This is a genomic window from Streptomyces sp. NBC_00659, assembly GCF_036226925.1.
In the GTDB taxonomy this organism is placed as follows: domain Bacteria; phylum Actinomycetota; class Actinomycetes; order Streptomycetales; family Streptomycetaceae; genus Streptomyces.
On record NZ_CP109031.1, the window covers coordinates 1,541,400 to 1,564,018 of the forward strand.

Here is a 22,619-nt window from a genome sequence, read left to right on the forward strand (position 1 = left end):
GCGGGGTCCTTGCCCCGCCGGGCACACGGCTGTTGACTTGGCCCATGAGCAACAACGGTGGACGCCAAGGCAGTTACGGCGGCAGTACGGAAGAAACGCACGCGCGGCGCACCCAGGCGCAGCGCGACGCCGTCACCGTCGAGATCGGATACGCCCTGGCCAGCGCGGCGTTCGTCGCGGCGGTCGCCTTCGGGGTGGTGACCGGGCCCGCCCTCTTCCTGGACCTGTCGGCCGGCGCGGTGCACGCGCTCGTGACCACGGGCGGCGCCCTGGCCACCGCCCTCTTCGCGCTACGGGTCGCCACCGTGCTGTTCCGGTTCCGCCAGGAGTCTGCCGCGCCTCAGCCCAGCCAGCCGGGCCGCACCAGCCCCGACTCGTAGGCGAGCACCACCAGTTGGGCGCGGTCGCGGGCCCCGAGTTTCACCATCGTCCGGCTGACATGGGTCTTGGCCGTGAGCGGGCTGACGACCAGGCGGCGGGCGATCTCGTCGTTCGAGAGCCCGATGCCGACCAGCGCCATCACCTCCCTCTCCCGCTCGGTGAGTTCGGCCAGGGTCGCGGCCGACTCCGGCTCCTTCGAGCGCGCCGCGAACTCGGAGATCAGCCGGCGCGTCACCCCGGGCGAGAGCAGGGCGTCGCCCTCGACCACCGCCCTTACCGCGCGCAGCAGTTCATCGGGCTCGGTGTCCTTGACCAGAAAGCCGGAAGCACCGGAGCGGATGGCCTCGAAGACGTACTCGTCCAGCTCGAAGGTGGTGAGCATGACCACCTTCACGTCCCCGAGAGCCGCGTCGCCGGTGATCCGGCGCGTGGCGGCGAGGCCGTCCAGCACGGGCATCCGGATGTCCATCAGGACGACGTCCGGGCGCAGTTCACGCACCGCGCGCACCGCCGCCTCGCCGTCGGCGGCCTCCCCGGCCACCTCGATGTCCGGCTGCGCGTCGAGCAGCGCCTTGAAACCGGCTCTGACCAACGACTGATCGTCGGCGAGCAGTACGCGGATCACCGGTTCTCCTCCTTGGCCTTCCACGGCAGTACGGCCAGCACCCGGAACCCTCCGTCGTCACGCGGACCGGCCTCGATCGTGCCACCCAGCGCGGCCGCCCGCTCGCGCATGCCCGCGAGCCCGTTTCCGCTTCCGCCCGCGTCCGCGCCGGTGGCCGGACCCTCGTCGTCGATCCGCAGCCGCAGCACACCCCGCTCGTGATCGAACCGCACCCGTGCCCGGCGCGACCCCGAATGCCGTACGACATTGGTGAGCGCTTCCTGGACGATGCGGAACGCGGCGAGGTCCGTTCCGGGCGCCGGTGCCGGGACCTCACCCTCGATCTCGACCGTGAGACCGGCGCTCGCCGCCTGCTCGACCAGTTCGGGAAGCCGGTCGAGCCCGGGAGCGGGCGCGCGCGGTGCCTCCCCCGGGGTCCTCAGGGTGTCGAGCACTTGCCGGACCTCGCCGAGCGCCTCCTTGCTGGCCGCCTTGATGGTGGTGAGCGCCGTGCGCGCCTGTTCCGGGTCGGAGTCGAGGAGCGCCAGGCCGACGCCCGCCTGGACGTTGATCACCGAGATGCTGTGCGCCAGCACGTCGTGCAGTTCGCGGGCGATCCGCAGCCGTTCCTCGTCGGCGCGCCGCCGGGCGGCCTGCGCGCGCTCGGCCCGCTCACGGCTCCACTGCTCACGGCGCACGCGCACCAGTTCCGACAATGCCACCACCGCCACGACCCAGGTGGCGATGCCGGCCTCCTGCATCCAGGACGGAGGGTGGTCGCCCGTCGGGGGCAGCCGGCGGTACAGCCAGTGGGCGACCAGGAGGTGCCCCGCCCACAGCAGGCCGAGCGCCGTCCAGGCCGCTCTGCGGTGCCCTGCGACCACGGCGCTGAAGCAGCCCACCGCGACGGGCAGGAAGACCGGCCCGTAGGGATAGCCCGCGGCCACATAGACCAGGGCCACCGCGGCCGTGCCGAACACGACGAACACGGGGTGGCGCTGTCGCCAGAGCAGCAGGCCGGAGCCCACCAGAAGAAGCGCCCGGGAGAAGACGTCCAGCGCGAGCCGGTCGCCGTGCTGGGCGTGAGCAGCGAAGTTGGAGCCGATGAGCACGAAGGCGGTCAGCAGCAGCGTGGAACGCCACGGCCATCGCGCGCGGCGTCCCTCGTCGTCCCAGCGGTCCCGCCCGTGCGGCCCGTGCCACCATCGCGACGGACCGCCCCACGCCGGTGCCGCGGGTGTGCGCTGCTCTTCCATGGCCGTCACGCTAGACGGCCGACCCCGGCGGCGGCGTCCGCCGGGCGAGGTGATCACCCGTACTCCCCACGGAGTACGACACCGTCGCGGCCCGGGCCACACCGAGGACGGCTTGCTACGCCGAAGGCGACGGCCCGGGCCACACCGAGGGCGACCGGGTCTCCGTCGCGGGCGGCCCGGTCAGCGCCTATGACGGCCCTGGCAACGCCGAAGAGGCCCCTCTACGCCGAAGGCGACCCGGCAGCGGTCCCGCCCGGCTCCGGGTACACCAGCCCCACCTCGTGAGCGAGCCGGCCCGCGGCGTGCCGGAAGAACGGCTCGCGGTCCTCCACGACCCGGTTGAACTGGCCGAACAGTTCGAACCCGATCAGCCCGTAGAGCTGCGCCCACGAGGCCACCAGCGCCACCACCACCTCGGCCGGCAGATCGGGCGCGAGATCGGCGGCCATCCGCTGCGCCTCGGCCTTCAGTCCGACGGGCAGCGGCGTACGGGCCACACCCTTGCCCCGGTATGCGTCCCGGACGACTCCGATCAGGAGCAGGCCGACCCGGGAGGCGGACGGAACGGTCTCCTGCGGCGCGACGTAGCCGGGGACGGGCGAACCGTAGATGAGCGCGTACTCGTGCGGATGCTCCAGCGCCCAGCGTCGCGCCGCCGTGCACACGGCGATCCAGCGCTCCCGGGGGCCGGCGGCGGCCACCTCGGCGTGCGCCGACTCGGCCGCCTCGCCCAGGGAGTCGTAGGCGTCGATGATGAGCGCGGTCAACAGGTCGTCCCGGCTGGGGAAGTAGCGGTAGAGCGCGGAGGAGACCATCCCCAGCTCGCGGGCGACGGCCCGCAGGGAGAGTTTGGCGGCGCCCTCCGCGGCGAGCTGTCTGCGCGCCTCGTCCTTGATGGCCGCCGTGACCTCGATCCTGGCTCGGGCACGTGCCCCTCGCGCGGTACTCATACGGTGCAGTGTCCCACGTTTTCAGAGCAGTGCACACAAACGAGAGCAGCGATCTGAAAGTGGATCGATGCTCCACTTCATGATCGGCGGCAACAAACGAGAGCGGCGAACAAAAACGAGAGCACTGCTCTTGCATTGGATCACCCATCCGGTGCAGACTCTTCTCAAGCGAGAGCGGTGCTCACAAAACAGATCGGCGCTCTCAACACACGCCCCGAGAGGTAACCGTGTCCACACACGTCCAGAAGCCCGGCTGGTTCACCGTCAACGTCTTCAACCGTGCCGTGGCCTGGATCACCAGGCGCGGACTCAGTGTCTGGGGCTCACGCGTCCTGGCCGTCCGGGGCCGCAAGAGCGGCGAGTGGCGGACGACCCCGGTCAATCTGCTCATCGTGGACGGTGAGCAGTACCTCGTCGCACCCCGCGGTCATGTCCAGTGGACGCACAACATGCGGGCGGCCGGCGGAGGCGAGCTGCGCCTGGGCAAGAAGGTCGACACCTTCACCGCCGTGGAGGTGACCGACGACGACAAGGTGTCGCTGCTGCGCGCCTATCTCAAGCGCTGGAAGGCCGAGGTCGGCGTGTTCTTCGGCGGCGTCGGCCCCGACTCGTCGGACGAGGAGCTGCGGCGCATCGCCCCCGACCACCCGGTCTTCCGGATCACGGTCACGAGCTGACACCGGCCACGCCCCCAGTGCCTGTCCGACGATCCCCGTCCGTTTCGCAACGCCGTTCGGGTTCGCGACGCCCTTCGGGCGACGACGGGAATCGTCGGACAGGCCCCTGGGCCAGTCCTCCTAGTCCTTGGCTCCTTCGGCCACCTGGGGCCGGCGGTCGAGGGCGGTCAGGGCCCGCCCGACCGTCGGGTGGTTCCGGATGATCTCCCCGAGCGTGGTGGAGCCGCGGGTGATCCCGGTGAAGGCCTTCCACACCGGGCGCAGGCCGGTGAGCCCGGCGTGGAACATGCCGGGGCGGCGCTCGAAGGCGCCGAGCAGGCGCTTGCCGACGCTCATCTCGACACCGAGCCCCGCCTTGATCGCGAAGGCGTAGTTCAGTGCCTGCCGCCGTGCGTCCACGGCGTCGTGCGACTCGGCGATCCGTACCGCCCACTCGCCCGCGAGCCGCCCGGAGCGCAGCGCGAACGAGATGCCCTCACGGGTCCAGGGTTCGAGCAGCCCCGCCGCGTCACCGCAGACGAGCACCCGTCCCCGCGACAGCGGCGAGTCGTCGGCGCGGCACCGGGTCAAGTGGCCCGAGGAGATGGACGGTTCGAAGCCGGCCAGGCCGAGACGGGCGATGAAGTCCTCCAAGTACCTCTTGGTGGCGGCGCCTTCACCGCGCGCGGAGATCACGCCGACGGTGAGCGTGTCTCCCTTGGGGAAGACCCATCCGTAACTCCCGGGCATGGGGCCCCAGTCGATCAGGACGCGCCCCCGCCAGTCCTCGGCGACCGTCTCCGGCACCGGGATCTCGGCCTCCAGGCCGAGATCGACCTGGTCGAGCTTCACGCCGACGTGCGCTCCTATCCGGCTGGCACTGCCGTCGGCACCGACCACCGCCCGCGCCAGGACGGTCTCGCCGCCCTGAAGGACCACGGCCACGGTGCGCCGGTCCGGCACCGCCGAACCGTGCTGCTCGACGCGCGAGACCGTGGCACCCGTCCGCAGCTCGGCGCCCGCCTTCTGCGCGAACTCGACGAGTTGCTGGTCGAACTCCGGACGGTTGATCAGCCCGAACAGCATGTGCCGGGACCGCCTGGTGCGGACGAACTTGCCGTCCATCGAGAAGGTGACCGCGTGCACCCGGTCCCTGAACGGTAGCTCGAAGCCGGGAGGCAGCGCGTCGCGCGAGGGGCCGATGATGCCGCCGCCGCATGTTTTGTAGCGGGGCAGTTCGGCTTTCTCCAGCAGCAGGACGCTGCGTCCCGCGACCGCTGCCGCGTATGCGGCCGAGGCACCCGCCGGCCCTCCACCGACGACCACGACGTCCCACACCCGCTGTTCGTCGTCCGCCGTACGCCGCTCGTCGTCCGCCGAAGAGTTCTCGCTGCTCACGTTGGTCTACTGCTCCCAGTCCAGCCGTTGCCGCACCTGTCCCCCGCATCCTACGGCGGGCGTCACCGCAGGCCGCTGTGGGAGGATCTGCAACGGATGCGTCCCGTACACCAGTCCGCATCACTCGATCATCTGTACACAGAAGTACAACGTCGCACCTACAAGGAGCGTGCCCATGTCGTCGAATCCGGTCGCCGAGACCGTCGCCTCGCTCATGCCCCGGGCGAAGGCGGAACTCACCGAGCTGGTGGCTTTCAAGTCGGTGGCGGACTTCGACCAGTATCCGAGGAGCGAGAGCGAGGGCGCCGCGAACTGGATCGTCGACGCACTGCGCTCCGAGGGCTTCCAGGACGTGGCACTGCTCGACACCCCGGACGGCACGCAGTCGGTGTACGGCTACCTGCCGGGCCCCGAGGGCGCGAAGACGGTCCTGCTGTACGCGCACTACGACGTGCAGCCGCCGCTGGACGAAGCGGCCTGGACGACGCCTCCGTTCGAGCTGGTGGAGCGCGACGGCCGCTGGTACGGACGCGGCAGCGCCGACTGCAAGGGCGGTGTCGTCATGCATCTGCTGGCGCTGCGTGCCCTGAAGGCGAACGGCGGCGTTCCGGTGCACGTCAAGGTCATCGTCGAGGGTTCGGAGGAGCAGGGCACCGGCGGTCTGGAGCGGTACGCCGAGGAGCACCCGGAGCTGCTGACCGCCGACACCATCGTCATCGGCGACGCCGGCAACTTCCGGGCGGGCCTGCCGACGGTCACCGCGACCCTGCGCGGCATGACCCTCGTGCGGGTGCAGGTGGACACCCTCGAAGGGAACCTGCACTCGGGTCAGTTCGGGGGTGCGGCGCCCGACGCGCTGGCGGCGCTGATCCGCCTCCTGGACTCGCTGCGGGCGAAGGACGGTTCGACGACCGTGGACGGCCTGGCGGGCGAGGCCGCGTGGGACGGGCTGCAGTACGAGGAGCAGGCGTTCCGTGAGGACGCCAAGGTCCTCGACGGGGTGGAGCTCATCGGCTCCGGCACGGTCGCCGACCGGGTCTGGGCGCGTCCGGCCGTCACGGTGCTCGGGATCGACTGCCCGCCGGTCGTCGGCGCGACGCCGTCGGTGCAGGCGGGTGCCCGTGCGCTGATCAGCCTGCGGGTGCCGCCGGGCGTGGACGCGGTCGAGGCGACGAAGCTGCTGGAGGCGCACATCGAGGCCCACACGCCGTGGGGCGCGCGGGTGAGCACCGAGCGGATCGGACAGGGCCAGGCGTTCCGCGCCGACACGTCCAGCCCCGCGTACGCGTCGATGGCCGAGGCCATGGCGGTCGCCTACCCGGGCCAGGAGATGCAGTCGTCGGGCATGGGCGGATCGATCCCGCTGTGCAACACGCTGGCCTCGCTGTACCCGGAGACGGAGATCCTGCTCATCGGCCTGAGCGAGCCGGAGGCGCAGATCCACGCGGTGAACGAGAGCGTCTCGCCGGACGAGCTGGAGCGTCTGTCCGTCGCCGAGGCGCTGTTCCTGCGCAACTACGCGGCGAGCTGATCGTCCCGGGACGCGGCAAGGGCCCTCGTCGGCGCGCGAGGGCCCTTGCCCTGTCCGGTCGTTCACCGCGAGGGATCCCGCGAAGGACTCATGGGTCACCTCGGCGGAAGTCGACCCCCGGTGGAGGTCGGCTCGGCGGAAGTCGGCTCGGCGCCCGCGGATGGGGCGATGTGCCCGATGAGGCCGATGAGGTCACGCCGATGAGAGCCGCGGTACGGAAGCGACGGGTGCGGGAAGCCCTCGCACCGGCGGTACGGGCCGGTGTCAGCCGAGCGGCACTCCGGCCTCCAGGTACAGCGCCGCGCCGCGCTCACGGGCCCGCAGAGCCCAGCGGAGCCGTTCGTAGCGCACGGGCGGCAGCAGGTCGGCCGCCTCCTGCTCGGTGACGAAGCGCCAGCCACGGAGTTCCGGTCCCGGTAGCAGGAGCCCCCGGACGGCCTGTTCGTCGAGGTGTCCGCCGTCGAAGAGGAGCCGCAGACCGCCGTAGCCGGGCGGTGCGGGCGATTCCCAGTCGACGACGAGCAGCGTGGGCACCTCGTCGAGGGTGATGCCGGTCTCCTCGGTGACCTCGCGCATGCCCGCGCGGGCGGGGGCCTCCCCGGCCTCGACGACCCCGCCGGGGAACTCCCATCCCGCCTTGTAGGTGGGGTCGACGAGCAGGACCCGGTCGTTCTCGTCGAAGAGGAGCACTCCGGCGGCGACCGTCTCGGCGGCGGGTTCGGGAGTCTGCACGATGTCGCACACGGGTGCCTGCCCGGTGCGTACGGCCTCGGCGACGCGCAGGGCGGTGTCGTACGGGGTGAGCGTGCTGGTGTCGACGGGGTGGGCGTCGGCCGTCAGCCAGGGGAGCGCGGCCCGGTAGGACTCGATGTGGTCGTAGGACCACTGGCGCACGCGCATCTCGCCGTCGGGCAGGTCCGGGGGCACCTCCCGCCCGGCTATTCGCTCCCGCAGGATCGTTTCCGCCGGGGCGAGAAGCACATGGCGTACGGGAATCCGGCGCGCGGCGAGCCCGCCGAAGATCTCGTCGCGGTACTCCTGGCGCAGCAGGGTCATGGGGACGACGAGGACGCCGCCGAGCTCGGCGAGCAGGGCGGCCGCGGTGTCGACCACGAGCCGGCGCCACATCGGCAGGTCCTGGTGGTCGCCGACCTCGGCGAGGTGCTTGGCCGGGAGCAACTGCGTGAGCGTGCCCCCAATGACCTCGGGATCGAAGAGCGTGCTGTTCGGGATCAGCTCGATCAGTTCCCGTGCGGTGGCGGTCTTCCCCGCACCGAACGCACCGTTGATCCAGACGATCACGATTCCCCCTCTTCTGCTGGACCCCTGAGGCTTGCCCGCTCCACCCTGCCACGGAAACCAGCCGCTGATGAGGGCGCCTGCAAGACGACGCCGGTGCCCCCGTGGCGGGGACACCGGCGTGACGTGGCGGTCCTTCAGCCGTTCTGGTCGCCGAGGGCGCCCTCGGCGACCGCCAGGCCGTCGGTACCGGCGGTGTGATCGACCGAGCTGAGCGTGTCGTTGGCGTTCAGATCGCTCAGGGCATCCCCGCTCAGGGCGTGGGACGGGGTGATCGCCGCGACGACGAACCCGGTGGCGAGGGAGGCGATGGCGAGCATGCTGCGCTTCTTCATGCCCGGTTCAACTACGAAGGCCGGACGGAGTCACGGTGCACGAGTCACGTTTCATCCGGACACCCCGCCGCGGGCCGTGCCCGGACACCACCAGGTCGGACCCGGGCCCAACCCGACACCTCCCGCTCACGCCCGAGCCCAACCCGACACCACCAGGTCACGCCCCACCCCACCGATCAGACGCGTGCCCAGCCCGAGACCACCGCACCACACCCACGCGTGACGAGCTCAAGGCCACCGAATCAGACGCGTGACAGGCTCGACGTCACCGGATCAGACGCGGGCCGCAGCCGAGCGCGACCTGCGGGTGAGTGCCGCCGCGGCCGCGCCGACCAGCCCGGCGTCGGTGCCCATCAGGGCGGGCGTCACGGTCAGCCGCTGGACGAAGGACAGCGTCGCGTAGTCGGCCAGGGCCCGGCGCAGCGGTGCGAGGAGCACGTCGCCCGCCTTGCCCACTCCCCCGCCGATCACGGCGATGTCGATCTCGACCAGGGTCGCGGTCGCCGCGATGCCCGCCGCGAGAGCCTGGGCGGCCCGCTCGAAGGAGGCCACGGCGACCGGGTCACCGGCGCGGGCCGCTTCGGCGACCGCCGCGGCCGAGGTGTCGCCGTCGAGGCCGGGCTGCCAGCCTGCCTCCAGCGCACGGCGGGCGATGTTCGGGCCGCTGGCGATGCGCTCGACGCAGCCCCGGGAGCCGCAGGGGCACGGATCACCGTCCAGGTCGACGCTGATGTGCCCGATGTGGCCCGCGTTTCCTGTGGGACCCGCGTGCAGCTGCCCGTTCAGGACGAGCCCGCCGCCCACGCCGGTGGACACCACCATGCACAGCGCGTTGTCGTGGCCCCGGGCGGCGCCCTGCCAGTGTTCGGCCGCGGTGATCGCCACACCGTCGCCGATCAGCTCGACGGGCAGCCCGCCCGCGGCCTCGGAGGCCCGCTCGACCAGCGGGTAGCCCCGCCAGCCGGGGACGTTCACCGGGCTCACCGTGCCCGCGGAGGCGTCCACCGGCCCGGCACTGCCGATGCCCAGGGCCCCGGCCCTGCTCCACAGCGGGGAGACCGCGAGCTCACCGATGACGTCCTCGACGGCGCGCATCACGGTGTCGCCGTCCTCCTTGGCCGGCGTCGGGCGCTGCGCGCGCAGGAGAATCCGGCCGTGGCCGTCCACCAGCGCTCCGGCGATCTTGGTGCCGCCGATGTCGAGCGCGGCCACGAGGTCGGTGTGCATCAGTTTCAGGTCTCCCATGGGGTGTCGTGACGGGCCCGCCGCGCCGCGGGTCCGGGGTCTCCGGCCGGGAAAGGTTCAGGATCGGGCCCCGTCGTACGCCGCGCGGGGTGCGCCGACGGACCACGGGGACCGTGCGCCCTGGGGAAGACGCAGGCCGGAGATTGCGGTGGACAGTGTCTCCCGCATCTGACAACGTTGTCCAGGCTCTATGCTCGACGCCACATCCTCATACAACCCCATGGACCTACGCATCCCCGTGGACGACAGGACAGGACAGCACATCGTGGCCGAGACCACCCGCCGATCCGAGAACCGCTACGGAAACCGTCCGACCATGAAGGACGTGGCGGCGCGTGCCGGAGTCGGTCTCAAGACGGTCTCCCGCGTGGTCAACAGCGAGCCCGGGGTCACCCCGGACACGGAGCGGCGCGTCCAGGAGGCCATCGAGGCGCTGGGCTTCCGCCGCAACGACAGCGCCCGGGTGCTGCGCAAGGGCCGTACCGCGAGCATCGGGCTGGTCCTGGAGGACCTCGCGGACCCGTTCTACGGGCCGCTGAGCCGCGCGGTCGAGGAGGTGGCCCGAGCGCACGGAGCCCTGCTGATCAACGGTTCCAGCGCGGAGGACCCGGACCGGGAGCAGGAACTGGTCCTCGCGCTGTGCGCGCGCCGTGTGGACGGGCTGGTCGTGATCCCGGCCGGCGACGACCACCGCTATCTGGAGCCGGAGATAAAGGCGGGCGTGGCCACGGTCTTCGTGGACCGCCCGGCCGGGCGGATCGACGCCGACGTCGTCCTGTCGGACAGCTTCGGCGGCGCCCGGGACGGTGTCGCCCACCTGATCGCCCACGGCCACCGCCGGATCGGCTTCATCGGTGACATGCCCCGCATCCACACCGCCGCCGAGCGGCTGCGCGGTTACCGGGCCGCGATGGAGGACGCCGGGATACCGGTCGAGGACGACTGGATGTCTCTCGGCGTCACCGATCCGCAGCGGGTACGCAAGGCGGCCGAGGACATGCTGTCCGGCCCCTCCCCCGTCACCGCGGTCTTCGCGGGCAACAACCGGGTCACCGTGACCGTCGTCCGGGTCATCGCCGAGCGCGGCCGCCCCGTCGCCCTCGTCGGATTCGACGACATCGAGCTCGCCGACCTCCTGGAGCCCGGGGTCACCGTCGTCGCCCAGGACGCCGCCGCCCTGGGCCGCACCGCCGCCGAACGCCTGTTCCGCCAGCTCGACGGCAGCCTCGTCGCCCCGGAACGCATCGAACTCCCGACCCGCCTGATCACCCGCGGCTCGGGGGAACTGCCGCCGGCGCGTTGAGCACGCAGCTCAGCGGGCCCTCTATGAGGACAGCTTTCGGTTCCTTACGATGACCGCGCACGCGTCATCCCCGGGCAGCCATCCGACGGCGAAAGGCCTGACGGCACAGTGGACGATCGTACGCTCGAAGCACTGGGACTCTCCGAGGCCCCACGCGAACATCCCCTCAGCTACCCGGGCGCCTGGCCCGCGGAATCCGGGCTGCTGCACCAGAACCGGCTGCTGCGGCTGACGGCCAGGCCGCACCGGCGGTTGGCCAAGTGGCTGGTGGAACAGCCGCCCGACGGATTCCGCCGGGGTGCCACAGGCAGCGCGCCCGTCCCTGTCAACTACGCCCTGATGAGCGCGAATCAGACCCTTGTGGGTGACCGCTATCCCGTCATCTCCATCGGCTCGAACGCCTGCCCGGCTCAGCTGCGCCACAAGATGGAAGGGGCCGGCGTCTCCTCCACCATTCCGATCGTGAGGGCACGGGTCACGGGCATCGGCATCGGCGTCTCGGCGTACGTGAGTCCGCTGGGATACGTCTCGTCGTCGCCCTTCCACGCACCGGGCGTCTCGCGGGATCTGTACATCACGTGGCTCGACGCCGCGCAGTTGGACATCGTGGACGCGAGCGAGGGTATCTCCGATCCACGCGGCGAGTACGACCGGGTGCTGCTGCCGTCCCCCGACTTCCGGATGGAGCTGGAGTCGGGGGAACTCCTCGGCGCCGCGTACCTGTACGTGCATCGATACGGCGTCATCCACGACGGAACGGGAGCGCCTCGGCCCCACCTCGGGGAACGTCGGCTCCTCACCGACCTCCTGTCCGAATCCGCCCAGTTGAGGGAGTGGTTCGGTGAGACACCTGAGGACTTCAGCACGCGGGCTCGGGGCAACGAGCAGCTCTGTGAGAAGGGCACACGCCTGTTCGCCGACGAGGACCGGGTGACAGACTCCGGCCTGCGCCAATACGTCGCCGCCGAGGCGTCGCGCACCGTGTACGACGACATCCACCCGGCCAACTCCCTGCCCACCGGCGCCTTCCACACCGGGCGCACGCCCGATTCCTTCGACCAGCGTGGCGCCGGCGTGGTCCGCTTATCGAGCGCGGTCTCTGCCGCCCTGGGAGACCCCCAGTTCGCCATCGTCCAGAACGCCCAGATTCCCGAGGCTCGCCATGAGCGGCTCGGCGCGCTCGCCACCGTGATCGTGGCTTCCGACATACCGGCGCAGGAGGAGGGGCGGGTCGAAGTCGATCATTCGCTGCGCGTCGGCGTTGGCCTCGAACCGGGCGAGGCGGTCACCGTGCGTGCCGCCCGTCTACCCCGAACCCGCCGGAGGTGGCAGGAGACGTTCTTCGGCCACGTCAACTACGTCACCTGCCGTGTGCAGGACGGTGACCGGGCCAGTGCCGAACAGGAGGTGTGTCTCCTGGACACACTGACCCTCGAACTCCTTGGTGTATCAAGCGGGGACGAAGTCGTGTTGGAGGGCTTTCCCGGCGCGGACGGCGTCGTGCCGGTTCTCCAGCTCAAGGCCATCCGTACCAGCGAGGAAGTACAGGAGCGCCGCAAGGAGTTGCACGGTGGCGACATGACAAGCCGGTATCCGAGCTCGCTCGACGCCCTGGGCACCTTTCCGGATCTCCCTTGGGTGTTTCTCGACCGCAGGCTGTGGTCGGGGCTCGGGCTGGACGGTCAGTGGCTGGCGACCGTGCGGATCCGGTGCAGTCGCTCCTACCAGCTGAAGAAGGAGCTCCGGGAAATGGTGTTCCTCCTGGGCATCGCCTTCATCGGCGTCGTGACAGTGCTCAACAGTGTGGTCTGGCAGGCCACCAGTCTCGCTGTCCTGGTTCTCCTCGTGGGCTTCGTGGTGAACGTACGCCTGCGCAGCCGACTCAATCAGCGCGCCAAGCGCGTCAGGTCCCGCCGGACATAAGCCCCTCGGCGCCCCTCATTGCCCGGAGGCCGTCAGGTCCCCCCGCCGCGGCCGAGCGAACCCCTCCAGTTCGTGTCGGGTCAGGCCCGACTCGCGGGTCACCTCCGTCGGCGTCAGGGCGCCGCAGTCCAGGCCGCGGAGGAGGTAGCCGCTGAGGGCCTTGGCCGTGGCGGGTTCGTCCATGACGTCGCCGGAGGCGTGGCCCGCGTAGCGGGAGAGGCGGGCGGCGGCCTGTTCGAAGCCCTCGCGGTAGAAGGCGAAGACGGCCGCGTAGCGGGTCGGGATGTGGGCGGGGTGCATGTCCCAGCCCTGGTAGTAGGCGCGGGCCAGGGCGCGGCGGGTGAGGCCGTAGTGCAGGCGCCAGGCGTCGTGGACCTTCTCGGTGGGGCCGACGGGCAGGACGTTGGTGGAGCCGTCCGAGAGACGTACGCCGGTGCCGGCGGCCGCGACCTGCATGATCGCCTTGGCGTGATCGGCGGCCGGGTGGTCGCTCGACTGGTAGGCGGCGGAGACGCCGAGGCAGGCACTGTAGTCGAAGGTGCCGTAGTGCAGTCCGGTGGCGCGGCCCTCGGCGGCCTGGATCATGCGGGCGACGGTGGCCGTGCCGTCCGTGGCGAGGATGGCCTGGCTGGTCTCGATCTGGATCTCGAAGCCGATCCGGCCGGATGCCAGGCCGCGGGCCTTCTCGAACTCCTCCAGGAGCCTGACCATCGCGGTGACCTGCCGCGCGTACGTCACCTTGGGCAGGGTGAGGACGAGACCCTCGGGCAGGCCGCCCGCCTCCATCAGGCCCGTCAGGAAGATGTCGAGGGTACGGATGCCCCGGTCGCGGACCGGCGCCTCCATGCATTTCATGCGGATGCCCATGTACGGGGCCGCGGTGCCGTTCTCGTAGGCCTCGGCGATCAGCCGGGCCGCGCGGGCCGCCGTCGCGTCCTCCTCGGTGTCCGGGCGCGGGCCGTAGCCGTCCTCGAAGTCGACGCGCAGGTCCTCGACGGGTTCGCGCTCCAGCTTGGCGCGTACGCGGTCGTAGACGGGCCCTGCGATTTCGTCGCCGAGGCCGAGGACGGCGGCGAAGGACGCGGCGTCGGGGGCGTGTTCGTCGAGAGCGGCGAGGGCGCGGTCGCCCCAGGCTCGGACGGTGTCGGCGGCGAACGCGTCTCCGGGGACGTACACGGTATGGACGGGCTGGCGGGTGCCGGGGTCTCCTGGATAGCGGCGCTCCAGCTCGGCGTCGACGGCGGCGAGGGAGGCGCCGACCGCTTCGGTGACGGCGCCCGGGAGGCTCGTAGCCACCTTCTCCTGCTGACCCTGGCCCATCCGGCACCCTCCTGTTTTCCGCAGTACGGAATCAACAATCCGTTGAATGAAGCTATCCGGCGGGCTTCCCGCGGGTCAACACCTTCTTGGACCGCGGGACACGCCGCGGCCCCGCCGCGTTCACTCCCGCCCCGGGTGACCGGGACAGAATCCCGTCCCGGTCACCCGGGACAGACGTTCCCGGTTCCTTCTTCCCCTCCCGTGGTGCGCGCCCCGTCCTGACTCGCGAGCGAAGGAGCACACGTGCCCGACTCCAGGAGACCGACCAGACGCGCGGGGCTCAGAAACGCGGTGGCCGCCGCGGTCGCCCTGCCCCTCCTCACCACCGCGCGGGCCTCCGCCACCCGACGCCCCCGCCCCCGTCTCGACGTCATGACCTACAACCTGCGCTTCGCGAGCGCCGTGGAGCCCAACAGCTGGGCGGTGCGCCGTCCGGTGATGCGTGAGCTGCTGCACCGTACGCGGCCTCACGTCATCGGCACCCAGGAAGGCCTCTACCAGCAGCTGCTCGACATCGAGGCCGACCTCGCGCCGCACTACGAGTGGATCGGCACCGGCAGGGAGGGCGGCAGCGGCGACGAGTCCGTGGCGCTCTTCTACGACACCCGGCGTCTGGCCCCGCTGAAGCACGACACGTTCTGGCTCTCCGGCACCCCCCGGGTGATCGGCTCGAACACCTGGGGCGCCGCGCTCCCCCGCATCGCCACCTGGGTGCGCTTCCGCGATCTGGCGGACGGCGGACGGCAGTTCCACGTCCTCAACACCCATCTGGACCACGCGAGCCAGTACGCGCGTGCACGGGCCGCCGCCCTCGTCGCCGAACGGATCGCGGAGTTCGATCCGTCCCTGCCGTGCCTGGTCACCGGCGACTTCAACGCGCCGGCGCACCGGAACGAGGTCTACGACATCCTGCTGGGCGCCGGACTCACCGACACCTGGGACACGGCCGCCTCGCGGAGCAGGCTCTACGCGACCTTCCACGGCTACGCGCCGCTGACGCCGGACGGCGACCGCATCGACTGGATCCTCGCGGGCCCCGGCGTCGAGGTGCACCGGGCGTCGATCGACACCTTCTCGCTGCACGGCCGGTTCCCGAGCGACCATCTGCCGGTGCGGGCCTCGCTGACCCTGGGATGAAGGGGGCCGGTGACGGGATGCTTTTTGGATGCGCGAAGGCCCCCGCGACCGGTGCGGTCGCGGGGGCCTTCGAGCGCTGCGGGGATCAGCCCTTGCGGGTGTTGATCTCCTCGGTGAGCTGCGGCACGACGTCGAAGAGGTCGCCGACCACTCCGTAGTCGACCAGGTCGAAGATCGGCGCCTCGGCGTCCTTGTTGATCGCCACGATCGTCTTCGAGGTCTGCATGCCGGCGCGGTGCTGGATGGCGCCGGAGATGCCGGAGGCGATGTAGAGCTGCGGCGAGACGGACTTGCCGGTCTGGCCCACCTGGTTGGTGTGCGGGTACCAGCCGGCGTCGACCGCGGCACGCGAGGCACCCACGGCGGCACCGAGCGAGTCGGCGAGGTTCTCGATGATCGAGAAGTTCTCGGCGCCGTTGACGCCACGGCCGCCGGAGACGACGATCGCGGCCTCGGTCAGCTCGGGGCGGCCGGTCGAGGCGCGCGGCGTGCGGGCGGTGACCTTGGTGCCGGTGGCCTTGTCGGAGAAGGTGACCGTGAGGGCCTCGACGGCGCCGGCGGCCGGGGCGGCCTCCACGGCGGCCGAGTTCGGCTTGACCGTGATGACCGGGGTGCCCTTGGAGACACGGGACTTGGTGGTGAAGGAGGCGGCGAACGCGGACTGCGTGGCGACCGGGCCCTCGTCACCGGCCTCCAGGTCGGTGGCGTCGGTGATGATGCCCGAGCCGATACGGACCGCGAGGCGGGCCGCGATCTCCTTGCCCTCGGCGGAGGACGGGACGAGCACGGCGGCCGGGGAGACGGCGTCGTACGCGGCCTGCAGCGCGTCCACCTTCGGCACGACGAGGTAGTCGGCGTACTCGGCGGCGTCGTGCGTGAGGACCTTCACCGCGCCGTGCTCGGCGAGCGCGGCGGCGGTGTTCTCGGCGCCGGGGCCGAGAGCGACGGCGACGGGCTCGCCGATACGGCGGGCCAGCGTCAGCAGTTCGAGGGTGGGCTTGCGGACGGCACCGTCCACGTGGTCGACGTAGACAAGAACTTCAGCCATGGGAATGCTCCTGCGGATTGCGAAGTCTGAGGGCGGTAAGCGGGGTGGACCTTGGCCGCAGCGACGGTCCGGGGGCGCGCCCCGGACCCGCGGCGACTAGATGAACTTCTGGCCCGCGAGGAACTCGGCGAGCTGCTTGCCGCCCTCGCCCTCGTCCTTGACGATCGTGCCTGCGGTGCGCGCCGGACGCTCGGTCGCGGAGTCGACCTTGGTCCAGGCGCCCTCGAGGCCGACCTCGTCCGCCTCGATCTCCAGGTCCTCGAGGTCCCAGGACTGAACCGGCTTCTTCTTGGCGGCCATGATGCCCTTGAAGGACGGGTAACGCGCCTCGCCCGACTGGTCGGTCACCGACACGACCGCGGGCAGGGAGGCCTCCAGCTGCTCGGAGGCGGTGTCGCCGTCACGGCGGCCCTTGACCACGCCGTCCTCGACCGAGACCTCGGAGAGCAGCGTGACCTGCGGGACACCCAGGCGCTCGGCCAGCAGCGCCGGGACGATGCCCGCGGTGCCGTCCGTGGACGCCATGCCCGAGATGACCAGGTCGAAGCCGGCCTTCTCGATCGCCTTGGCCAGCACCAGCGAGGTGCCCACCGCGTCGGTGCCGTGCAGGTCGTCGTCCTCGACGTGGATGGCCTTGTCGGCACCCATGGACAGCGCCTTGCGCAGCGCGTCCTTCGCGTCCTCGGGGCCGACGGTCAGCACGGTGATCTCTGCGTCGTCCGCGTCACCGGCGATCTGCAGCGCCTGCTCGACGGCGTACTCGTCGAGCTCGGACAGCAGGCCGTCCACGTCGTCACGGTCGACGGTCAGGTCATCGGCGAAGTGCCGGTCGCCAGTGGCGTCGGGCACGTACTTCACAGTGACAACGATCCTCAAGCTCACGCCGGCTCTCCTACTGCATCGTCATTTCTGGGCTGCCTTCTTTCAGGCAGCATAGGCGCCTGAAGCGGCCGATCCCGGTCGGGGCGGCCCGCGCTCCGAACGAAATATTACTCACCAGTACACCCATTGGGCGCACACTAAGCAAGCGCTTTGGACTGTGACCTTCGCAACGCTGTGTAACCAGCGAGTAGAACCGGCGAGTAGCAAACCCGCCGCCCGGCCGGCGGGTTCAGTCGCGCAGGCCGTTGAACCGGCCCTGGTGGTACAGGAGAGGGCCGCCCGCGCCCGAGTGATCGCCCAGCACGACCTCCGCCAGGACGATGCGATGGTCGCCCGCCGGCACCCGGGCCACGACACGGCACACCAGCCAGGCGAGGACGTCGTCGAGCACCGGAACTTCCTCGGGCCCCTTACGCCAACGGGTGGGCGCGCCGAACCGGTCGGCGCCACTGCGGGCGAAGGTGGCGGCCAGCTCCCGCTGGTGTTCGCCGAGCACATGCACGCCGACATGGCCGGCCTCGGATATCGCGGGCCAGCTGGAGGCGCCGGTGCCGATGCCGAACGAGACGACCGGGGGCTCGGCCGAGACCGAGGTGAGCGAGGTGGCGGTGAAACCGACGGGACCGCGGTCACCCGAGGCGGTGATCACGGCCACACCGGCCGCGTGCCTCCGGAACACGGAGCGCAGCAGATCCGGTGAGGCGGGCCGTGGGGTACCGAGGCCGGGCATGGCCGTCATGGAGCTGTCCTTCTGCGAGAGCCGACGTGAGGTTCCCGCCGCTCGGGCGGAACCGGGGGCGGGAGACGGTCCTTGACCGGTCAACAGCCCGGACCGCGCGCGCCGGCGGCGCGGGACGGGTCCATGCGGGCGAACTCGAGAAGAAGGCTGTGCGGCGACATACGGTCAGGCTGACGAGAGGCGGCGGGCGCAGTCAAGGGCGTACGGGCATGTGGGAGATGGCTCACCATGATCGCCGCCGGTCAGACGGCCTCGCCGAGCGCCGCGATGACGTCCGCCTTGCGCGGCTGCCCCGTCGCCCGCCGCACGATCCGCCCGCCGGCGTCGAGCACGAGCACGGTGGGCGTCTTGAGGATGCCGAGATCGCGTACGAGGTCCAGGTGGTCCTCGGCGTCGATCTCCACGTGCGACACGCCGGGGACCATGCCGGACACCTCGCCCAGTACCCGCCGGGTGGCCCGGCAGGGGGCACAGAAGGCGCTGGAGAACTGCACGAGCGTGGCCCGTTCCCCGAGCGCCTGACCCAGCTCCGCCGCGCCGAGCCGCTTTCCGCCGTCGCGCCCGCTCACCCGCACCCTCCCGCTCCGCCACCGGTGCAGCACTCCGTAGACGCTCGCCGCCGCGAGCACCGCCACGCACACCACAAGTCCGTTCATCCCTTGAACAAGCATTCACGAGACCGCAAAGATTCCCGGAGTCACCCGGCGCCCCGGGTGCGGAATGCTTGATTCATGGACATCGACACCAGAGGACCGCGGTTCGGCGCGGCGCTCACCACCGTCGTGCTGGCGGTCACGCTGATCACGGGGAGCGTCTGGCTGCTGGCGTGGCAGACACTCGCCTTCGCCCTGGGCACCGCGGGCGGTGTGACCCGCTCGCCGTACGGCTGGGCCTTCAGGAAGGCCGTACGGCCGCGGCTCGGCCCGCCGACGGATTTCGAGCCGCCGGAGCCCCCGCGGTTCGCGCAGGCGGTCGGGCTCGCCTTCGCGGTGGTGGGCCTGATCGGCTGGACCGTGGGGCCCGCGTGGCTGGGCTCGGCGGCAACCGCGTGCGCCCTCGGCGCGGCGTTTCTCAATGCCGCGTTCGGGTACTGCCTCGGGTGTGAGATGTACCTGGTCGTACGACGCGTGACGGTTCGACCAAAGTAAAGGTGAATTAAAACCCCGAGGTGGATCAAGGGGCGACGTGACGAGGATCTCGCCGTTCCATGGCACCAGGGCTGGCCACCCGTCCGTTCTTCGGGCACGATCTGCGCATTGCCGTAAACCTACGGCAGCGTAACTTTCCCGCCGGGAGACCCCTTCCCAGGCAGAGAGAAGGGTCCACCCCGTCCATGGCAGAGCTTGTCTACCGCCCCGTCGTCGGCCTCGCCCAAACGCTCTTCAAGGCGTGGGACCTCAAGATCGACTGCAAGGGATCGGAGAACATTCCGCGCTCGGGCGGCGCCGTGCTGGTCAGTAACCACATCAGCTATCTGGACTTCATCTTCGACGGCCTGGCCGCTCTGCCGCAGAAGCGCCTGGTGCGTTTCATGGCGAAGGAGTCGGTCTTCCGGCACAAGATCTCCGGTCCGCTGATGCGGGGCATGAAGCACATCCCCGTGGACCGCCAGCAGGGCGAGACGGCGTACCAGCACGCGCTGGAGTCGTTGCGTTCCGGTGAGATCGTCGGCGTCTTCCCCGAAGCGACCATCTCGCAGTCGTTCACCCTGAAGAGCTTCAAGTCCGGCGCCGCGCGCATGGCCCAGGAGGCCGGCGTCCCCCTCATCCCCGTGGCCCTGTGGGGCACGCAGCGGCTGTGGACCAAGGGCCACCCGCGCAACTTCAAGCGCAGCCACACCCCGATCACCATCCGGGTCGGCGAGCCGGTGGAGGCCCCGAAGGACCAGTACGCGGGCGCCATCACCCGGCGGCTGCGCGAGCGGGTCCAGGAACTGCTCGAATCGGCCCAGCGCGCCTATCCCGTACGCCCCAAGGGGCCGGACGACACATGGTGGATGCCCGCCCACCTCGGCGGTACCGCGCCGACCCCGGAAGAGGTGCGCGCGGCCGAGGCCCGCTGACCCCTCCCCCTCACCGCGAGGGACGCTTCCCCCCGCCTCACAGCGCGAGGGGAAGTGTCCGCAGCAGTGCCTCCCGGCCCGGGGCGGCCTTCATGGCGCCGACCACGGCCGGGTGAGGTGCGGCATACAGCTCCGGATAGTCCAGCTCGCCGTTGTCCGGGTCGGGCGTGAAGGCGAGCCGTTCGCCGTGGAGCGAGAACCGGGCGTCCACACCGGGCTTGTTGCCCCGGGGGTCCTGCCGGTGCCAGGCGCCGTCGAGACGTACGGCGACGAGACCGTGCAGCACCTCGAACTTCTGGTAGCAGAACGCGGTGGGAATGTCCTCGGCCCGCAGCAGCGCGGCCAGCGCGTGCGCCTTGGCGTGACAGATGCCCGTACGCCGCTCCAGGACGTCGGAGGCGCGCCAGGTGACCCGCGGATCGCCGGAATCGGCCGAGTGCGGGATGGTGTCCCGCACGAATGCGAACGCCGATCGCGCATAGGCATACGAGTCCACGGATCCTCTGGCGAGTCGTGCGGCTGTCTCGCGGACGAGGGGATGACCGTGGTCGACTACCTCGTCGGCGGCCAGATAGGCGGACAGGTCGCTAGTTCTCTGGATCAGCTCCATACCCGTAGAGCATAGGAATGCGGCCACCCGAAAGCAATAACTTTTCGGATGGCCGCATATCTATGCATGCCGTGCGGTCCTTCTGCTGGTCCTGCTACCGCTGAGCCATCTCTTCCTTGAGCGCCGCCACGAAACCGTCGACGTCGTCCTCGGTCGTGTCGAAGGCGCACATCCAGCGGACGTCGCCCGCGCTCTCGTCCCAGAAGTAGAAGCGGTAGCGCTTCTGCAGCCGCTCGCTCACGTCGTGCGGGAGCCGGGCGAAGACCGCGTTGGCCTGGACCGGGTAGAGGATCTCCACTCCGTGCACGGCGCGGACGCCCTCGGCGAGGCGCTGGGCCATCTCGTTGGCGTGCCGGGCGTTGCGCAGCCACAGGTCCTTGGCCAGCAGCGCCTCCAACTGCACCGATACGAAGCGCATCTTCGAGGCGAGCTGCATGGACAGCTTGCGCAGGTGCTTCATGTGGCTGACGGCGTCCTGGTTGAGGACGACGACCGCCTCGCCGAACAGCGCGCCGTTCTTGGTGCCGCCCAGCGACAGGATGTCGACGCCGACCGCGTTGGTGAACGTCCGCATCGGGACGTCCAGGGATGCGGCGGCGTTGGATATCCGGGACCCGTCCAGGTGCACCTTCATGCCGTGCGCGTGGGCGTGGTCGCAGATCGCGCGGATCTCGCCGGGCGTGTACAGCGTGCCCAGTTCGGTGCTCTGGGTGATCGAGACGACCTGCGGCATCGCACGGTGCTCGTCGTCCCAGCCGAACGCCTGCCTGTCGATCAGTTCGGGCGTGAGCTTGCCGTCGGGCGTGGGCACCGTGAGCAGCTTGAGGCCGCCCATGCGCTCGGGGGCACCGCCCTCGTCGACGTTGATGTGCGCGCTCTCGGCGCAGATCACCGCGCCCCAGCGGTCGGTGACCGCCTGGAGCGCGACGACGTTCGCGCCGGTGCCGTTGAAGACCGGGAAGGCCTCCGCTCCGGCACCGAAGTGACTGCGGATGATCCCCTGGAGGTTCTCCGTGTACGCGTCCTCTCCGTACGCGACCTGGTGCCCGCCGTTGGCCAGAGCCAGGGCGGCGAGCACCTCGGGGTGGGTCCCCGCGTAGTTGTCGCTGGCGAAACCGCGGACGGCCGGGTCGTGATGACGGCGGGCGTCGGTCTTCGGAGGGTTCACGGCTTCTCGGTCAGCCACAGGCGCTTTCCGTTCACTTCGGCGGCGGGCCGGTCCCAGACGCCGACGATGGCCTCGGCGAGTTCCGTGACGTCCGTGAAGCCCGCGAACTTCGCGTTCGGCCGCTCGGCGCGCATCGCGTCGTGCACCAACGCCTTCACCACCAGGATGGCAGCGGCGGATGTCGCGCCCTCCGCGCCCTCGGCGATGCCGGCCTTGCGGAAGTAGTCCCCCATGGCCAGGGTCCACGCCTCGGCGGCGGCCTTGGCCGCGGAGTAGGCGGCGTTGCCCGCGGTGGGGTTGCTCGCGCCGGCGGCGCTGATCAGCACGTACCGGCCGCGGTCGCTGGCCTGCAGCGCCTCGTGGAAGGCGAGCGTGGTGTGCTGCACCGTGCGGATCAGCAGGAGTTCGAGCAGGTCCCAGTCGTCGAGAACCGTCTTGGTGAAGGTCTCGCTGCCGCGCCAGCCGCCGACGAGGTGGACGAGCCCGTCCACCCGGCCGAAGTCCTTCTGGATGCGCCCGGCCCAGTCGCGGGTCGACTGGAGGTCCAGCAGATCGACGGTGTCACCGACGACGGTGGAGCCGCCGTGCGCGTAACGGGCCGCGTCCACGGCCTCCGCCAGCCGCTCCGGGTCGTTGTCCGCGCCGATCACGGTCGCGCCCGCCTCGGCGAGCCTGAGCAGTGCCGCACGGCCGGCGGGTCCACCCGCACCCGCCACCGCGATCACCGCACCGCTGAGAGCCCCGTTCCCCATGGTCTTCGCCTCCTGAGCAA

General features: G+C 70.9%; 23 protein-coding genes. 8 read left to right on the forward strand and 15 right to left on the reverse strand.

Annotated features, from left to right (window positions below):
* Positions 1–44 precede the first annotated feature (44 nt).
* Positions 45–380: a DUF6332 family protein gene (locus OG410_RS06515; protein WP_329298250.1), complete on the forward strand. Its 336-nt coding sequence runs from the start codon at positions 45–47 to the stop codon at positions 378–380.
* On the opposite strand, the gene OG410_RS06520 is transcribed toward OG410_RS06515, so the two are convergent.
* From OG410_RS06520 to OG410_RS06530, 3 genes are all read right to left on the reverse strand, one after another.
* The gene (locus tag OG410_RS06520; RefSeq protein WP_328455295.1) at positions 341–1,006 is read right to left on the reverse strand and encodes a response regulator transcription factor; all 666 of its coding nucleotides are present in this window, start codon (positions 1,004–1,006) and stop codon (positions 341–343) included. The genes OG410_RS06515 and OG410_RS06520 overlap by 40 nt on opposite strands.
* A complete protein-coding gene (locus tag OG410_RS06525) occupies positions 1,003–2,241 on the reverse strand; it encodes a sensor histidine kinase (RefSeq protein ID WP_329298251.1) in 1,239 nt (412 codons plus the stop codon). The genes OG410_RS06520 and OG410_RS06525 overlap by 4 nt, the downstream gene beginning before the upstream one ends.
* Before the next feature lie 221 nt (positions 2,242–2,462).
* A complete protein-coding gene (locus OG410_RS06530) occupies positions 2,463–3,191 on the reverse strand; it encodes a TetR/AcrR family transcriptional regulator (protein WP_329298252.1) in 729 nt (242 codons plus the stop codon).
* Positions 3,192–3,418: 227 nt separating this feature from the next.
* On the opposite strand from OG410_RS06530, the gene OG410_RS06535 reads away from it, so the two are divergent.
* Positions 3,419–3,868: a nitroreductase family deazaflavin-dependent oxidoreductase gene (locus OG410_RS06535; protein WP_326789326.1), complete on the forward strand. Its 450-nt coding sequence runs from the start codon at positions 3,419–3,421 to the stop codon at positions 3,866–3,868.
* 120 nt (positions 3,869–3,988) lie between these two features.
* Here OG410_RS06535 and OG410_RS06540 read toward each other — a convergent pair whose 3' ends face one another.
* A complete protein-coding gene (locus OG410_RS06540) occupies positions 3,989–5,245 on the reverse strand; it encodes a geranylgeranyl reductase family protein (protein WP_329298253.1) in 1,257 nt (418 codons plus the stop codon).
* A 175-nt stretch (positions 5,246–5,420) separates the two neighbouring features.
* Between OG410_RS06540 and OG410_RS06545 the strand changes: the two genes are divergently transcribed.
* Positions 5,421–6,776 (forward strand): dipeptidase, encoded by a 1,356-nt coding sequence (locus OG410_RS06545; protein ID WP_329298254.1) that lies wholly within the window; start codon positions 5,421–5,423, stop codon positions 6,774–6,776.
* Between the two features lie 264 nt (positions 6,777–7,040).
* Here the strand turns inward: OG410_RS06545 and OG410_RS06550 are convergent, their stop codons facing one another.
* From OG410_RS06550 to OG410_RS06560, 3 genes are all read right to left on the reverse strand, one after another.
* On the reverse strand, positions 7,041–8,081 hold the full coding sequence (locus OG410_RS06550; RefSeq protein WP_329304042.1) for an NUDIX hydrolase: 1,041 nt from the start codon (positions 8,079–8,081) through the stop codon (positions 7,041–7,043).
* 131 nt (positions 8,082–8,212) lie between these two features.
* Positions 8,213–8,410, reverse strand: a complete 198-nt coding sequence (locus OG410_RS06555) for a hypothetical protein (protein WP_329298255.1) — start codon at positions 8,408–8,410, stop codon at positions 8,213–8,215.
* Between the two features lie 273 nt (positions 8,411–8,683).
* The gene (locus OG410_RS06560) at positions 8,684–9,637 is read right to left on the reverse strand and encodes an ROK family protein (RefSeq protein WP_329304043.1); all 954 of its coding nucleotides are present in this window, start codon (positions 9,635–9,637) and stop codon (positions 8,684–8,686) included.
* Between the two features lie 238 nt (positions 9,638–9,875).
* On the opposite strand from OG410_RS06560, the gene OG410_RS06565 reads away from it, so the two are divergent.
* Entirely contained in the window at positions 9,876–10,958 is a 1,083-nt protein-coding gene (locus tag OG410_RS06565; RefSeq protein ID WP_329298256.1) for a LacI family DNA-binding transcriptional regulator, read from the forward strand.
* Between the two features lie 108 nt (positions 10,959–11,066).
* The gene (locus OG410_RS06570; RefSeq protein WP_329298257.1) at positions 11,067–12,881 is read left to right on the forward strand and encodes a hypothetical protein; all 1,815 of its coding nucleotides are present in this window, start codon (positions 11,067–11,069) and stop codon (positions 12,879–12,881) included.
* Positions 12,882–12,896: 15 nt separating this feature from the next.
* On the opposite strand, the gene OG410_RS06575 is transcribed toward OG410_RS06570, so the two are convergent.
* Positions 12,897–14,201 carry a DUF6986 family protein gene (locus tag OG410_RS06575; protein ID WP_329298258.1) on the reverse strand — a complete coding sequence of 435 codons (1,305 nt, stop codon included), beginning with the start codon at positions 14,199–14,201 and terminating at the stop codon, positions 12,897–12,899.
* Positions 14,202–14,444: 243 nt separating this feature from the next.
* Between OG410_RS06575 and OG410_RS06580 the strand changes: the two genes are divergently transcribed.
* Positions 14,445–15,338, forward strand: a complete 894-nt coding sequence (locus OG410_RS06580) for an endonuclease/exonuclease/phosphatase family protein (RefSeq protein ID WP_329298259.1) — start codon at positions 14,445–14,447, stop codon at positions 15,336–15,338.
* An 85-nt stretch (positions 15,339–15,423) separates the two neighbouring features.
* Here the strand turns inward: OG410_RS06580 and OG410_RS06585 are convergent, their stop codons facing one another.
* From OG410_RS06585 to OG410_RS06600, 4 genes are all read right to left on the reverse strand, one after another.
* Entirely contained in the window at positions 15,424–16,386 is a 963-nt protein-coding gene (locus OG410_RS06585) for an electron transfer flavoprotein subunit alpha/FixB family protein (RefSeq protein WP_329298260.1), read from the reverse strand.
* A 96-nt stretch (positions 16,387–16,482) separates the two neighbouring features.
* Positions 16,483–17,268, reverse strand: coding sequence for an electron transfer flavoprotein subunit beta/FixA family protein (locus OG410_RS06590; RefSeq protein ID WP_329298261.1), 786 nt, complete (start codon positions 17,266–17,268; stop codon positions 16,483–16,485).
* Positions 17,269–17,497: 229 nt separating this feature from the next.
* Positions 17,498–18,007, reverse strand: a complete 510-nt coding sequence (locus tag OG410_RS06595; protein ID WP_329298262.1) for a flavin reductase family protein — start codon at positions 18,005–18,007, stop codon at positions 17,498–17,500.
* 242 nt (positions 18,008–18,249) lie between these two features.
* On the reverse strand, positions 18,250–18,663 hold the full coding sequence (locus OG410_RS06600; RefSeq protein ID WP_329298263.1) for a TlpA family protein disulfide reductase: 414 nt from the start codon (positions 18,661–18,663) through the stop codon (positions 18,250–18,252).
* A gap of 75 nt (positions 18,664–18,738) precedes the next feature.
* Here OG410_RS06600 and OG410_RS06605 point away from each other — a divergent pair, with 75 nt between their 5' ends.
* Together OG410_RS06605 and OG410_RS06610 are read left to right on the forward strand one after the other, a co-directional pair.
* Positions 18,739–19,155 carry a DUF4395 domain-containing protein gene (locus OG410_RS06605; RefSeq protein ID WP_329298264.1) on the forward strand — a complete coding sequence of 139 codons (417 nt, stop codon included), beginning with the start codon at positions 18,739–18,741 and terminating at the stop codon, positions 19,153–19,155.
* A 185-nt stretch (positions 19,156–19,340) separates the two neighbouring features.
* Complete coding sequence (locus OG410_RS06610; protein WP_329298265.1) at positions 19,341–20,069, forward strand: lysophospholipid acyltransferase family protein; 729 nt, start codon at positions 19,341–19,343, stop codon at positions 20,067–20,069.
* 37 nt (positions 20,070–20,106) lie between these two features.
* Here the strand turns inward: OG410_RS06610 and OG410_RS06615 are convergent, their stop codons facing one another.
* From OG410_RS06615 to OG410_RS06625, 3 genes are all read right to left on the reverse strand, one after another.
* A complete protein-coding gene (locus OG410_RS06615) occupies positions 20,107–20,679 on the reverse strand; it encodes a transglutaminase domain-containing protein (protein WP_329298266.1) in 573 nt (190 codons plus the stop codon).
* Positions 20,680–20,773: 94 nt separating this feature from the next.
* The gene (locus tag OG410_RS06620; protein ID WP_329298267.1) at positions 20,774–21,847 is read right to left on the reverse strand and encodes a threonine aldolase family protein; all 1,074 of its coding nucleotides are present in this window, start codon (positions 21,845–21,847) and stop codon (positions 20,774–20,776) included.
* Positions 21,844–22,599 (reverse strand): SDR family NAD(P)-dependent oxidoreductase, encoded by a 756-nt coding sequence (locus OG410_RS06625; RefSeq protein WP_329298268.1) that lies wholly within the window; start codon positions 22,597–22,599, stop codon positions 21,844–21,846. The genes OG410_RS06620 and OG410_RS06625 overlap by 4 nt, the downstream gene beginning before the upstream one ends.
* Between the last annotated feature and the right edge of the window lie 20 nt (positions 22,600–22,619).